Genomic DNA, 14,157 nt, shown 5'->3' with positions numbered 1-14,157 from the left:
GAACAATCCCGAGACCGACTGCACCGGGCGAAGATCCGGCGGTGGCGGTTTCTGCCTGATGGGCGCTGAACAAGGGTGATCGCATGAACGCTGCCGGGATCAAATGGGACGAGTGCTGTGATGTGTTGGTGATTGGCTCTGGGGCCGGAGGCATGACCGCTGCGCTGCGCGCCCACGACCTGGGCCTCAATGCGCTGCTGATCGAAAAGAGCGGCGAGTACGGCGGCACCTCGGCGGTGTCCGGCGGCGGCATCTGGATCCCCAACAATCACCGGATCAATGCGATCGGCGGCAGTGATTCGGCGGCCGAAGCGATTGCCTACATCCGCGCGGTGACCCATGGCGAGATCGACGACGGGCGCATCGAAGCCTATGTCGAGCATGGCCGGGAGATGGTCGAGTACCTGGAACAACACACCCGCGTGCGCTTCGAGGCGCAACCGCGCTATGCCGATTACTACCCGGAAGTCGAGGGCGGAAAACCGGGCTATCGCTCGATGGATCCACAACCGTTCGATGCCGCCGAACTCGGAGAAGAATTCTTGCGCATGCGCGCACCGTCCCCTGGCACCCTGATGATGGGGCGCATGGCGATGACCATGAAAGAGGCGCAAGTGCTGCTGTGCCGTGGCCCCGGCTGGTTGCGCCTGACCCTGCGGGTGATGTGGCGTTATTGGAAGGACCGCGAAGGCCGGCGCTTGTCCCGCCGCGATCGTTTCCTGACCTTGGGCAATGCCTTGATCGGTGCCTTGCGCTGTTCGTTGCAGGATCGCGGCAAGTCGCTGTGGCTCAACTGTGCGCTGGAAGAGTTGCTGCTGGTCGGTGACCGGGTTGGTGGGGCGCGGGTCAATCGCAACGGTCAGTTGCTCAACGTCAAGGCACGCTATGGGGTGATCATCGCCGCCGGTGGTTTCGAGCGGAACCAGGCGATGCGCGAGCAGTACCTGCCGCAGCCGTCCCGGGCGAACTGGAGTGCCACGCCGCCCAACAATACCGGCGACGGCATCCGCGCCGGCCAGGCCCTTGGTGCGCGGACCGCGTTGATGGAGCACAGCTGGTGGGCGCCGACCACCTACGTCAAGGGTGAAGAAAAACAGCGTGCGCTGTTCGTTGAACGCACTCTTCCGGGGTGCGTGATGGTCAACGCGGCGGGGGAGCGTTTCGTCAACGAAGCCGCGCCCTATACCGATATCGTTTACGCGATGTACGCCAACAACCGCGAAGGCGCCGCGAGCGTGCCGTGCTGGATGGTGTTCGACGCCGAGTTCCGCCGCAAATACCCGTGTGGCGCCTTGTTGCCGGGCTATGCCCAGCGTGATTGGCAGTTGCCCGAGCATTTGCGTGATTACTTCCACAAGGCGTCGAGCCTGGAAGAACTGGCGACGAAAATCGGCGTCGACGCTGGGGGGCTGATGCGCACCGTGCAGCGTTTCAACGGCATGGCCGTGCAGGGCGTCGACGAGGATTTCCACAAGGGCGAATCGCTGTTCGACCGCTACTACGGCGACCCGAACGTGCAACCCAATCCGTGCCTGGCGCCGTTGCTCAAAGGGCCGTTCTACGCCGTGCGCATCGACGCCGGCGACATCGGTACCAAGGGTGGCCTGCTGACCGACGTGCACGCCCGCGTGTTGCATGAAGACGGCGAACCGATCAACGGCCTGTACGCCATCGGCAACAGCGCAGCCTCGATGATGGGCCGCACCTATCCGGGTGCCGGTTCGACCATCGGCCCGGCCATGACCTTCGGTTACCTGGCCGCCAATCACATCAAGCGCCAGAGCGAAACCGCTTCGGCGAAAACCTTGTTCGGGAGTGTCGAATGAACAACCAGCATCCACGGATCGCCGTAGTGACCGGTGCCAGTCGCGGAGTCGGGCAGGGCATTGCCCTGGCCCTCGGGGCGGCGGGCATGACGGTGTATGTCACCGGTCGTGCCCCGGCGCAGGGCGGATCGAATTTGTACGGGCATGCCTTGCGCGGTTCGCTTGCGGACACCGCCGCGGCGATCACCGCCGCCGGTGGGCGCGGTATCGCGGTGGTCTGTGATCACGCCGATGACGCGCAGGTTCAGGCGCTGTTTAGCCGCGTGGAAAATGAGTGCGGACATCTGGATTTGCTGGTGAACAACGCCGCGTTCATCCATGACCGGTTGATCGAGCCAGGGCCGTTCTGGGCCAAGCCGCTGGACCTGGTGCGCATTCTCGACGTCGGTCTGCGTTCGGCCTACATCGCCAGTTTCTACGCCGCGCCGTTGTTGCTGAAAAGTGCCCAGGGGCTGATCTGCTTTACCTCGTCATTCGGCGCCGGCTGCTACATGCATGGCCCGGCGTACGGCGCGCAAAAGGCCGGGGTCGACAAGCTGGCAGCGGACATGGCCATCGATTTTGAGGGGCAGGGCGTGGCGGCGTTGTCGCTGTGGCTCGGCCCGCAACTGACCGAACGCACGAAGATTGCCGGCGAGCAGCATGGAGAGCAGTACCAGGCATTCCTGGCCCACGCCGAAACCCCGCAATTCAACGGGCGGGTGATTCATGCCTTGCTCAATGATCCGCAATTGATGGCGTTGTCCGGGCAGACCCTGATCACCGCCGAAATCGCCCCTGGCTACGGCATCAGCGAAGCCGAAGGCCGCCAGCCACCATCCCATCGCGCCATGCTCGGCGACCCGCGCCAGCAGCATCCAGCGCGGGTGGTCTGAAACAAGCAAAAGATCGCAGCCTTCGGCAGCTCCTACAGGGATCGGTGTACACCAGTAGGAGCTGCCGAAGGCTGCGATCTTTTTTGAGGCCCCGGTCTTAATTGACTGGCTGAAGTGCCCACTCGCGCAACACATTCTTGGTCACTTTGCCCGCCGCATTGATCGGCATGCTCTGCAGCACCTGCACCCGGCGCGGTACCTTGTAGTTGGCCATCTGCTCACGGCACCAGGCGAGGAACCGCACCTGTTCGATTTCCATCCCGGGAGCAGGCAGCAGGAACGCCATCGCCACTTCACCCATGCGCTCGTCAGGAATACCGATCACCGCTGCCTGGGCCACACCCGGATAGGTCAGCAGGCACTGTTCGATCTCCGCCGGGTACACATTGAAGCCGCCGGTGATGAACATGTCCTTGAGGCGGTCGGTGATGCGCAGGTAACCCTGTTCGTCGAGCATGCCGATGTCACCGGTGTGCAGCCAGCCGTCGGCGTCGAGAATCTCCTGGCTGGCTTCGGGGTTGTTCAGATAACCCTGCATCAGGTTGTAGCCGCGAATCTGCACTTCACCGGGAATGTTCGCCGGCTGGCTGCGACCGTTGTTGCCGACACAGCGTACTTCTACCCCCGGCATCGCCCGGCCACTGGTGTTGGCGACCCGTTCCGCGGAGTCGCCGGCGCGGCAGATCGTGGCGAAACCGCAGACTTCCGTCAGTCCATAGGCGGTGACGATGGTCGCGAAGCCCAGTTCGTCGCGCATGCGGTGGATCATCTCTACCGGGATCGCCGCTGCCCCGGTCACCGCCACGCGCAAGGAACTCAGGTCGAAGGCACTGCGTTGCGGATGGGCCAGCAACGATTGATACAACGTCGGCGGCCCGGGCAACACGGTGATGCGTTCGCGCTGCACGCATTCGAGCACGGCCTGCACGTCGAACACTTGCTGCGGCAGGAGGGTGCAGCCACGCATCAAGGCGGCCAGCCAACCGGCCTTGTAGCCGAAGGAGTGGAAGAACGGATTGACGATCAGGTAGCGATCGCTCTCGCGCAAGCCGACGATATCGCTCCAGTCGCGCACGATGCGCAGGTTCTGGCCGTGGCTGGTCATTACGCCTTTGGGTTTGCCGGTGGTGCCCGAGGTGAACAGCACGTCGGACAAGGCCTGTGGGCCAACGCTCTGCTCGCGGGTGCGCAAGGCCAGGTGTGGCACGTCGGCCGCCAGATCCATAAACCGTTCCCAAGCCAGGGTGCCCGGATTGGCACTGCTCAGGCTGACAATGTGGCGCAGCTCAGGCAGGTCTTCCGACGCCAGCATGCCGGGGTAGTCCGCGCCAAGGAATTCGCCGATGGCAAACAGCACGCAGGTGCCGCTTTCGCGCAGGATGTAGCCGGCCTCACTACCCTTCATTCGGGTGTTGAGTGGCACCAGAGCGGCGCCGACACTTTGCAGGGCGCCGGCGGCGACGATCCATTCCCACACGTTGGGCGCCCAGATCGCCACGCGGTCCCCGACCTGTACGTCGAGGGCCAGCAGTGCGCGGGCAGCCTGGCGGCGCAGTTGGTCCAGTTGTCGATAGCTGATGACGTGGCCCGCGTCCTCGATGGCCGGGCGGTCGCCGTAGGCCTGGGCAGCGTTGGCGAACAGTTGAGCGATGGTCAGTGCGGTGGCGACAGGCGGCATGGGGCCTCCCCGGTTAGAAGACAGTTGCGAAAAAGGGAGTAGGCCGGGCAGGGCGCCCGGCCGGATAACGAATTACTGGGCGGGCGGGGCGAAACGGCGACCGGCGGAGAAACCACCGTCCACGGCGATCATCTGGCCGCTGACAAAGGACGCTTCGTCCGAGGCCAGGAACAGCGCGACGTTGGCCACTTCTTCCGGTTGCCCGGAGCGGCTGAGCATGTGTTGCGAAGCGAAAAACGCGTGGAACGCGTCATTGTCACGGACCATGCTGGTCATCGGCGTTTCGATCAGGCCCGGGCACAAACCGTTGACGCGAATGTTGGCGTAGCCGTAGTCGATGGCCATCGAGCGGGTCAGCTGGTTGATGCCGCCCTTGGACACGTTATAGGCGACGTTGCCGTCGCAGCCTTGCAGGCCGAATATCGATCCGACGTTGATGATCGAGCCATTGCGTTGTTCAACCATCGACGCCAGCGCGTATTTGCTGGTGAGCATGCTGCCGGTCAGGTTGATGTCCATCACCCGTTGCCAGGCGGCGGTGGTGGTCTGGGTCACGCTGCCCTGGTCGGCGACGCCGGCGGCGTTGACCAGTACGTCGATGCGCCCGAAGCGGCTGATGACTTCTTGCATGACCTGCTGCACCTGCGCTTCGTCGCGCACGTCCAGGGTCATGAACAGGCCGGGAAAGTCAGCCGGTGCGCTGCCGATGTCCAGTCCGATCACTTGCGCGCCTTCATCGGCGAAACGGCGCACACAGGCCAGACCGATCCCCGAAGCGCCGCCGGTGACCACCGCGACCTTATTCTGCAAACGAGCCATAACTGCACCTCTTTTATTGTTGTGGGCTAATGCTTGGGCCGAGTCTAACCGCAGACCGGGCCGGACATGATCGTCCGTTGAGACTATGGCGACAGAGCGCCTCAATCGGCCTGATCGCAAATGAACGCACGTCCCCTGTAGGAGCTGCCGCAGGCTGCGATCTTTTGATCTTGCTTCTGAAAAATCAAAAGATCGCAGCCTGCGGCAGCTCCTACAGGGGCAGGTGTAGCCTCAATCGGGGAATTTCAGGCGTACCCGGGCACCGGTAGGTCGGCTCTGGCAGGCCAGTGTCCAGCCATCGGTCAGTTCCTTGGCGCTCAACACGTCGTTGCGCGCCAATTGGATTTCGCCTTCCTTGACCACGCACATGCACGCCCCGCAAAACCCTCTTCACAGGACGACGGCACGTCCAGGCCCGCCGCCTTGCAACTTTGCAGCAGGGTGTCGCCGGGCTGGCAGGCAATCTCGTGTTGCTGGCCATCGAGTTCGACGATCAGCGCTTCGCACTGCGAATCCATGGCTGCAGCCCGTGCCACAGCTTCTTCGGCCAGCAGCTCGTCGGGGTCCGGTGGCGAGACGAAACGTTCGACATGGATCCGCTCGGCCGCTTCGCCCAGTGCCAGCAGCGTGCGCTCCACGGTGTCCATGAACGGTCCCGGCCCGCAGATGAAGTAGTCGCCACCGGCCGATCCGCGTAGCAGATGACGGACCTGATGGTCCGTCAGGAAACCCTGCACCGAATCGAGGACGTGCACCACGTGCAGTTGATCAGGATGCGCCTTGATCAACCGGCACAGCTCGTCCTTGAAAATCACCGACGCCTCATCGCGGTTGGCGTAGATCAACTTGATCGGCCGCCGGCTGCTGTGCAGCACCGATTTGAGAATGGAAAACACCGGGGTGATGCCCGAACCGCCCCCGAACAGGACCAGGGGCTTTTCGGTGTCAGCCTGCGGGTCCAGACAGAAATGCCCGGCCGGTGGCAGCACTTCCAGCCAGTCGCCGACCTGCACTTCGTTCATCCAGTTCGACACCCGGCCACCGTCGACCCGTTTCACCGTGACCTTGGGCAGCGCGTCCGCGAGGGGCGAGCTGGCCATGGAGTAGCAGCGGGTCAACAGTTTGCCGGCCAAGGGCACGCGAAAACTCAGGAACTGGCCCGGTTTGTAGCGAAAGCGCTCACGCAGGGTTGGCGGTACGTCCAGCACCAGCGAGCGCGCATCGGCGGTCTCGTCGATCACCGCGCACACTTGCAATGAGACGCTTGCCGTCGTGTGTTCGGCCGGGGTCAGGTTCTGCTGTTGCGTGCCCATGTTCACCTCGGCCTCAGAGCCCGCTGATCAGTTGCGCATTGTCGACGCGGATCTCGGCACCGTTGACGAACCGTGACTCGTCGGCGGCGAGGAACAGCACCACGTTGGCAATGTCCCGCGGAGCGGCCATGCGGTTCATCGGGTCCTGGTCCAGCGCTTCCTGCGGGATTGGCTGACCACCGGCCAGGGCCTGGGTCATCGGCGTGTTCACGCCATCGGGGTGCACGCTGTTGCAGCGGATGCGGTAGCCCTGCTGCTTGCAGTGCAGGGCAATGGAACGGGTCATCGCCGCCACCGCGCCTTTAGACGCCGAGTAAGCGCAGAACATCGGCATTGCACCCAACGCGGCCACCGACGACATGTTGATGATCGAGCCGCCACCGGTTTCCTTCATCGCCTGGATGGCGTATTTGCAGCCGAGGAAGTAGCCTTCACCGTTGATCTTCTGCACCTTCTGCCACAGTTCCAGGGTGGTGTCTTCGATGCTGCCCAGGGCCAGGATCGCGGCGTTGTTGACCAGCACGTCGAGACGGCCGAAGTGTTCGACGGTGGTTTTAACGACGTGCTGCCAATCGCTTTCGCTGGCGATGTCGTGGCGGATGAACAGCGCATTGGCGCCGATTTCCGCGGCCACCTGGCGACCGGCTTCTTCGTTGAGGTCGGTCAGTACCACTTTGGCGCCTTCGCGGGCCAGCAGCAGGGCGTCTTCGCGACCGATGCCGCTGGCGGCGCCGGTGATGATGCAGACTTTGCCTTCTACACGTTGCATTGTTGTTCTCCTGATCGTGCGGTTTGAAGTGCGAATTGGTCGGCCACGTGGGCGGCAGCCCGGCGACCGGAATAAATACAGTCGGCCAGGGACAGGCCGGAGACGTACAGGTTGGACGCGACCCCGACCGCATTGCGGCCGGCGCTGTAGAGACCGTTTATTGGCTGGCCGGTGTGGTCCAGTACCCGACCGCTGTCCTCGCAGACCTTCAGCCCGCCCAGGGTGATGACCGGGCAGGGGAAAAGTTTGCTGTCGAAGGACAGGTCGAGGGCGTACCACGGGCCTTGTTCGAGGTTGGCGAGCATCGCGGCGGATTTGCCGAACTCGTCGGCGACCTCACCCCGTGCCGCGCGGGAATAGCGTTCGACGCTCTGGCGCAGCAGTTCCGGCGGCAGGCTGCAGCGTTTGGCCAACCCGGCCAGACTGGTGCTGCGCTTGGCGTTGAACAACAGGTTGAGCAGCACTGGCAGGCGCTGGAAATTCCACACTTTGCCGGGGCCGACCTGACTGAGTGCTTCTCGAACCAGCGCCCGATTGAGAATCAGAATGGCGCGGCCGTCCTGTTCCTCGACCATGGCGTGGCCGAGGGTCGCGCCGTAGATCTCTTCGTTGGCGTAACGTTGCCCGCGAGCATTGACGATCAGTCCGCGAGCCCAGGCCAGTGGTGGATTGATGAAGCGCCAGGCGCTGACCTTTTCCATTCGCGCCACGCTGCCACCGGCGCTTTGGCCCAGGGCGATGCCGCTGCCATTACACCCGGTGGCGCCTAGCGGCAGACCGGCCAGGTACTGCGGCGCGTGTTGGCGAACCAGATCGCGATTGAAGATAAAACCACCGCTGCTCAGCAACACCGCCTGTTCGGCGCGAATCAATTGGCGAATGGCGCTGGTCTGTTCGATGCGGCGCTGACGGGCGCGCAAGCGGTCGGCCAACGCCGGAGCGTACATATGAATGGCGGCGGCCCAGCGCGACAGACGGGCATGTTGTCTGGCGGCGCGGCTACCCGACGGCAACTGCCAGGCTTCGACACCGAGGACCTTGTCGTCGAGGTCGAGCACCAGTCGCCGCACTTCGCACTGGCTGCGCAGGCGCGCGCCGTGACGCAAGGCGCTGGCCTTGAGCGGGGCGAACAGGCTGGCGCCGGACATGCCCGGGCCTTTGGTGCGGTGGCCACGGGGCGCCGGCTTGGCGCTGGCGGCATAGGCCGGCACGGCTTCGTTGCCGGAGTAATAGAGGTAGTACTGGTCACTCGGGTACGAGGTTTTATGCGGCGGCACGCTGGCTTCGAACGCCGCGCCCTGTCGCTCCAGCCAGGCCAGTTGCTCGCGGCTGCCTTCGCAGAAACCCTTCAAGGTTTCGAGGCTGACGGCGTCGCCGACTTCCTTGCGCAGGTAGTTGAACATGGCTTCGCTGGTGTCTTCATAGCCAGCCTGACGCTGATACGGCGTGCCACCGCCGGCATAGACCACGCCACCGCTCAGCGCCGTTGCGCCGCCGCCTTCGAAGCGATCCAGTGCGAGTACCGACAAGCCGCGAGTGCTGGCTTCGATGGCGGCACAGGCGCCGGCACCGCCAAACCCGACGATCAGCAAGTCGCAACGGTCATCCCATGGCAACTGGTCGGCGCTGTTCACTCGCAACGCCGTCAACCGGTTCAGGCTGTCCATGTTCGGGCCTCAGCCAGCAACAGCGAGAGAAGGTGCGGGTTTGGCGGTGGTGGTGTAGCTGCCGTCGAGGTAGACCAGCGGGGTGATGGCATCAGTGGTGTGGATCTGCAGGATGCGCCCGATGAACACGGTGTGGGTGCCGTAGCTGAAGTGGCCGTCCTGGCGGCAGAGGATCGCCGACTGTGCGTCACCCAGGTAAGGAATGCCGCCGGGGCTGGTCAGCCAGTTGCCACGGTCGAAGCGCGCTTCGCCCTTGATCGCGCCGCTGCACAGGTTGGCCAGGTCTTGTTGTTCGACGCCGAGGATGTTGACGCAGAAGTCGGCACCGGTCGCCAGTGCGGCGTGGGGCGAGGCGGTCTTGTTGACGCAGATCAGCAGTGATGGCGGCTCGGTGCTCAGGGAGTCGACCGCGGTGGCGGCCATGGCGAAGCGTTCGGAGCCGTTGCTGGTGCTGATAATGGTGACTGACTTGGCCAGGCGGCGCATGGCCTGGAGCATGTCGGCTTTGAGATTGACGTCGTTCATCGCACTGGGCCTTTTTGTTGGTTGGGGAGTGCGATGGATTCTTGCTCTGGCTCTTGTCTGGGGCATCGTCCGAGGGGACTAGGCCTTGGCGGCCTCTGGGCCGACCAGGCTGGTGGTTTGGGTTGTGTAGATATCCGTTTCTTCGGTAACGGCGGCTGGCGGTTTCGCCCTTACGGCGAGTCCCTTTTGTCAAACGACACAAAAGGAACCAAAAAGTCTCGCCCCTTACGTACGGCCCCTCGCTGAGGCTCGGGGTTCCTTCGCTGCGGTATTCATCCGGGGGCATTGCCCTCCGGTCGGCTTCGCTTCGACCTACATGCAATGAGTTCGACTGCGTCGAACGGCGCTGCGCGCCCATCCCCGGATGAACACCTCCACTCAGCCTGCCGAGGGGGCGGGTGGATCAAGATCAAGAGCTGCAGGCGAGCTAACGCTCGGCCTGATGAGTGGTGAGAAGCGTGGGTGTACGCCGCTCTGCTTTTGCTTTTCTGTGGGAGCGAGCTTGGTCCGGGCGGCGTTCCGACGATAGCGGCCTGCCAGCCGACCAGGTACCTCCCAGACGAACGAAGCCCGCGAACAGGCCGGCCGGTAGGCCGCCTCGGGCGCTGTTGCGGTGTACGCCCCCTCGTGAGGCCGAGTGGAGGTTCTGCGCAGTGGGCAACCCGGCATGGATGCCGGGTTAGCCGCCCCCGGCCATGGATGGCCGATGGCGGCGGGCCCACGGAGCAGGACCGGAGCGAGGGGATGCCGAGCCACAGCGAGGCACCGAATGTCAGGGGCAAGAGCCCTTTGGTTACTTTGGGGCTTTTCCAAAGTGACCCGCCGTAAGGGCGGAACCCTAAGCGGCCGTGACCGCAGCAATGGATATGTACACCCACAAAACACTCGTCGCCTGACACAAAGCCATCGTCGGAACGCCGCCCGGACCAAGCTCGCTCCCACAGGGATCTTCAGTGGCCACAAGTCCCGAGTAAAACAGGGGACTCAATGTGGGCCTGCCCGCGAAGACGGCCTGCCAGCCAACACTCCTCTTTCAGATTCACCTCCAAAAAACTTTTCCCCAATCCCACATGGTCCGTTTGAGGGATGCCCGCCGCTTTGCGCATTGTTTGAATGCCAGTGTAGGGGCGCTACACCCGCCCCGTTGCACGCGCGCCCCGGCGGACGGGGTGAACAAAGGAGAACAATAAAAATGCTCAACCAAGACCTGATTCGCCAGCGTCTGAGCCAACGTGCCCGCGAGTTGGTGCCGATCCTGCGTGAGCGCGCCCTGAATGCCGCGCAAGCAGGCCAGTTGCCTGAAGAAACCCTGAAAGATTTCCACGACGCCGGGTTCTTTCGCATCCTGCAACCGTCCCGTTGGGAAGGCTATGAGCTGGAGCCCAAGGATTTCTTCGACGTACAGATGACCCTTGCCGAAGGCTGCATGTCCTCGGCCTGGGTACTTGGCGTGGTGGCGATCCACAACTGGCAACTGGCGCTGTTCGACGACCGCGCCGCGCAGGAAGTCTGGGGTAGCGATTCCAGTGTGCTGATCTCGTCTTCCTATATGCCGGTGGGCAAGGTCGAGCGGGTCGACGGTGGCTTCAAGTTGAGCGGCCGCTGGGGCTTTTCTTCCGGCAGCAAGCATTGCGAGTGGGCGTTCCTCGGTGCGCTGGTGCCGCCGGCAGAGGCGGGCGGGGCGCCGGATTATCGGACGTTCCTGGTGCCGCGCAGCGACTACCAGATTCTCGACAACTGGAACGTCATGGGCCTGGAGGCCACCGGTTCCCACGACATTCTGGTCGAGAACGCTTTCGTTCCCGAGTACCGCACTCATCGCGCGTTCGACGGTTTCATGCAGAACAGTCCGGGCAACGAGGTGAACACTGCGCCCCTGTTCCGCTTGCCGTTCGGGCAGATATTCGTGCGTGCTGTTTCGTCCTCGGCCATCGGTGCCCTGCAAGGCGCGGTGGATCAGTTTGTCGAGCACAACCGTGCCCGGGTCGGAGTCAATGACGGTCGCAAGATGGTCCAGGACCCGGCCGCGCAATCGTCGCTGGCCAATGCGATGGTCTGCGTCGATGAGTGCAAGACCGTGCTGCATCGCAACTTCGCCCTGATGCTCGAGCGCGCGCAGAAGGGCGAGCCGTTGAGCATGCCCGAGCGGGTGAAGATGCGTTACGACTCGGCGCTGGTGGCCGACAAGTGCGCCAAGGCCGTTGGCGACCTGATGTTCAACAGCGGTGCTTCGACGATCTTCCGCAGCCATCCGATCAACCGTGCGTTCCGAGACATTCACACCGGTCGCGCCCACGTTGCCAACAGCCCGGCCAAGTACGCCTGGAACCTTGGCGGCGTGAGCATGGGCCAGGACAGCAACGACTTTTTCCTCTGACGCTTCCCTGCAAATCGGCTAGTCCGTTTGCGTGATTCGAGCGCCCCGCCGATGCACGAGCATTGGCGGTAAGGCGATGGTCTACGGCGCCGACTGCGCATCCAAATAAGCACAAGGATCAACCATGAAATTTTCCCTGATTTACGAAGCCCAGACGGTGGACTCCAGCCGCGAAGGCGACCGCAAGATTTTCGAGGACACCGTCGAACAGGCCGTGCTCGCCGACAAGCTCGGTTTCGACACCTTCTGGTGCGTGGAACACACCGCGCTGAGCAACTACTCGCACATGTCCGCGCCGGAAACCATGCTGGCTTTCGTGGCCGGTAAAACCGAGCGCATCGGCATCGGCCACGGCGTGGTCTGCCTGCCGCCGGCGATGAACCACCCGGTGAAAGTCGCCGAGCGCATCGCCACCCTCGACCTGCTGTCCAAGGGCCGTGTGCACTTTGGCGTGGGTAAGGGCGGCACCCAGCAGGAAGCCGGCACCTTCGGCTACGACCTGGCGACCTTGCAGCCGCAGATCGACGAGATGATGTACCTGATCCCGAAAATGTTCGTGCAGGACGAGATCGAGCACAACGGCGACTTCGTGCAGATCCCCAAGCGCCCGATCCATCCAAAGCCGTACCAGGATCCGCACCCGCCGATGTACCTGGCGTGCACCAACACCGAGTCGCTGAAGAATGCCGGTGGTCGTGGCATGGGCGCGCTGGTGCTGGGCTTCGGTGGCCCGGAAGAAATCGCCAAGAAAGTCGAGGTGTATCACACGGCCTACGACAACCGCGATGAGAAGAAGCAGGTCGGTTTCCGTCCTAATCGCCACATTGCCGCGCTGTGCCCGGCCATCGTGCTGGACGACAACGCAGAAGCGCGCCGTATCGGTATCCGTGGCCAGCGCTACTTCATGGAATCCCTGGGCTACTGGTACGGCGGTGGCGAGCGTCCGGACCCGGAGAAGTGGAAAGACGACACCTACGTCGATGGCAACGGCCAGAGCGTGATCAAGTCGCGCTTCGCCTCGGAAGAAGTCAGCGTCGACTTCTCCGACCCGACCATGGCCATGATGAACCCGAACCACGCCTACGGCACCGTCGAGGATTGCATCGGCTACGTGCAGCGCCTGATCGATGCCGGCGCCGACGAAATCCTGTTCATCTGCCAGATGGGCACCGTGCCGCAGTGGGCACAGCTGGAGACCTTGAAGAACATTGGCGAGAAGGTGATTCCGCATTTTCGTAAGGGTTGAAAGTTGACGCTAAAGGCGTGAACACCGCATCCCCCCTGTGGGAGCGAGCTTGCTCGCTATAGCGGTCTTACATTCAGCATCGATGTTGACTGGTATGGCCCCATCGCGAGCAAGCTCGCTCCCACAGTTGATCGCATTTCAGGCCAGGCACGGACGTCAGGCCAACTTTTCCAACGGGTCCCCAAGGCCCGTTTTTTTATGCCTCAGATATTTCAGACCATCCCCCGTAGGAGCTGCCGAAGGCTGCGATCTTTTGATCTTGATCTGGAAAAACAAAATCAAAAGATCGCAGCCTTCGGCAGCTCCTACAAAGGTGTTAGTGAGGGTTGTTTAATGCCTGTCGGATTAACGTCTTGAAAGCTACAGCGCCTTGCGTCGTTGCCTACAGGTACGCCAGAATCCGCCGGCTTGTGCGCCTTGGAGCCCCTCGGTAACTTGATTCGCGTCACTGCTCATCAGTGATCGGGTTTAGCAGCTCGGGTATAACCTAAGTCGTACGACGCTTCTATCAGTCAGGTTTTGTGCCTGTATTTTGATGGTGGCTGTACGCAGGGCGCCCTTGGGCGCGCCGGCTTCTTAGGTTCCCCGGTCTGCTAACCTGCGTGCAGCTGCCACCCTCTTCGTTTAGCAGCAGGAGGTTGGCACATCATTAGGAACCTGAGATATGTTCAAAGTCACACCAAACCCGCCGGACACCGATCCAGTATCCCCATACGAACCCGATTCAAAAAAACTCAACGAGGCCGCCGAGCGTGCCCTCGCTTACCACTTCCCCTCGACAGCCGACATCAAAGCCACCCCTCGAACCATCAGCACGCTGTTCAGCGTCGACCCCGGAGCCACGACCGAAACCCTGGTGGTCTATCTGGTCGAGACCCTGGCCTCGGTCGATGTGATGGTGCATCAACTGGTGGATCATCTGGAGGGCGGTGACCGTAATGCGCTGCTGGGTATTTCCAATAACGTCATGCTGGCTGAGATCACCGCGAACCGCGTGCTCGATCAAATCGATCCGCGAGAGTAGCGATCCACCAGTAGGAGCTGCCGAAGGCTGCGATCTTT

10 protein-coding genes and 1 pseudogene are annotated in these 14,157 nt (G+C 62.8%); 5 read left to right on the top strand and 6 right to left on the bottom strand.

Going from position 1 to position 14,157, the window contains the following annotated elements; genetic code table 11:
* The first annotated feature begins 83 nt into the window (after nucleotides 1-83).
* Nucleotides 84-1,826: an FAD-binding protein gene (locus AB4O40_RS07850; RefSeq protein ID WP_460055137.1), complete on the top strand. Its 1,743-nt coding sequence runs from the start codon at nucleotides 84-86 to the stop codon at nucleotides 1,824-1,826.
* A complete protein-coding gene (locus tag AB4O40_RS07845) occupies nucleotides 1,823-2,701 on the top strand; it encodes an SDR family NAD(P)-dependent oxidoreductase (protein WP_056722385.1) in 879 nt (292 codons plus the stop codon). Before AB4O40_RS07850 ends, AB4O40_RS07845 begins: the two co-directional genes overlap by 4 nt.
* Nucleotides 2,702-2,798: 97 nt before the next feature.
* Here the strand turns inward: AB4O40_RS07845 and AB4O40_RS07840 are convergent, their stop codons facing one another.
* From AB4O40_RS07840 to AB4O40_RS07815, 6 genes and pseudogenes are all read right to left on the bottom strand, one after another.
* Entirely contained in the window at nucleotides 2,799-4,379 is a 1,581-nt protein-coding gene (locus AB4O40_RS07840) for a FadD3 family acyl-CoA ligase (protein ID WP_460055140.1), read from the bottom strand.
* Between the two features lie 72 nt (nucleotides 4,380-4,451).
* A complete protein-coding gene (locus AB4O40_RS07835) occupies nucleotides 4,452-5,198 on the bottom strand; it encodes an SDR family NAD(P)-dependent oxidoreductase (protein WP_223541588.1) in 747 nt (248 codons plus the stop codon).
* 231 nt (nucleotides 5,199-5,429) lie between these two features.
* A pseudogene (locus AB4O40_RS07830) lies at nucleotides 5,430-6,511 on the bottom strand (2Fe-2S iron-sulfur cluster-binding protein).
* A 13-nt stretch (nucleotides 6,512-6,524) separates the two neighbouring features.
* Nucleotides 6,525-7,280, bottom strand: a complete 756-nt coding sequence (locus AB4O40_RS07825; RefSeq protein WP_056722377.1) for a glucose 1-dehydrogenase — start codon at nucleotides 7,278-7,280, stop codon at nucleotides 6,525-6,527.
* A complete protein-coding gene (locus AB4O40_RS07820; protein WP_460055144.1) occupies nucleotides 7,268-8,947 on the bottom strand; it encodes an FAD-binding protein in 1,680 nt (559 codons plus the stop codon). Before AB4O40_RS07820 ends, AB4O40_RS07825 begins: the two co-directional genes overlap by 13 nt.
* 9 nt (nucleotides 8,948-8,956) lie before the next feature.
* Nucleotides 8,957-9,472: a flavin reductase family protein gene (locus AB4O40_RS07815; RefSeq protein WP_056722372.1), complete on the bottom strand. Its 516-nt coding sequence runs from the start codon at nucleotides 9,470-9,472 to the stop codon at nucleotides 8,957-8,959.
* Nucleotides 9,473-10,664: 1,192 nt separating this feature from the next.
* On the opposite strand from AB4O40_RS07815, the gene AB4O40_RS07810 reads away from it, so the two are divergent.
* From AB4O40_RS07810 to AB4O40_RS07800, 3 genes are all read left to right on the top strand, one after another.
* Complete coding sequence (locus AB4O40_RS07810) at nucleotides 10,665-11,849, top strand: acyl-CoA dehydrogenase family protein (protein ID WP_460055147.1); 1,185 nt, start codon at nucleotides 10,665-10,667, stop codon at nucleotides 11,847-11,849.
* A 124-nt stretch (nucleotides 11,850-11,973) separates the two neighbouring features.
* The gene (locus AB4O40_RS07805) at nucleotides 11,974-13,095 is read left to right on the top strand and encodes an LLM class flavin-dependent oxidoreductase (protein ID WP_056722369.1); all 1,122 of its coding nucleotides are present in this window, start codon (nucleotides 11,974-11,976) and stop codon (nucleotides 13,093-13,095) included.
* A 664-nt stretch (nucleotides 13,096-13,759) separates the two neighbouring features.
* Nucleotides 13,760-14,119, top strand: a complete 360-nt coding sequence (locus AB4O40_RS07800) for a DUF6124 family protein (protein ID WP_460055152.1) — start codon at nucleotides 13,760-13,762, stop codon at nucleotides 14,117-14,119.
* Nucleotides 14,120-14,157: the final 38 nt, after the last annotated feature.

Source organism: Pseudomonas sp. S2_F07 (assembly GCF_054668325.1).
The sequence above is the reverse complement of the archived record's forward strand: the minus strand, read 5'-3'. Positions and strand labels throughout refer to the sequence as shown.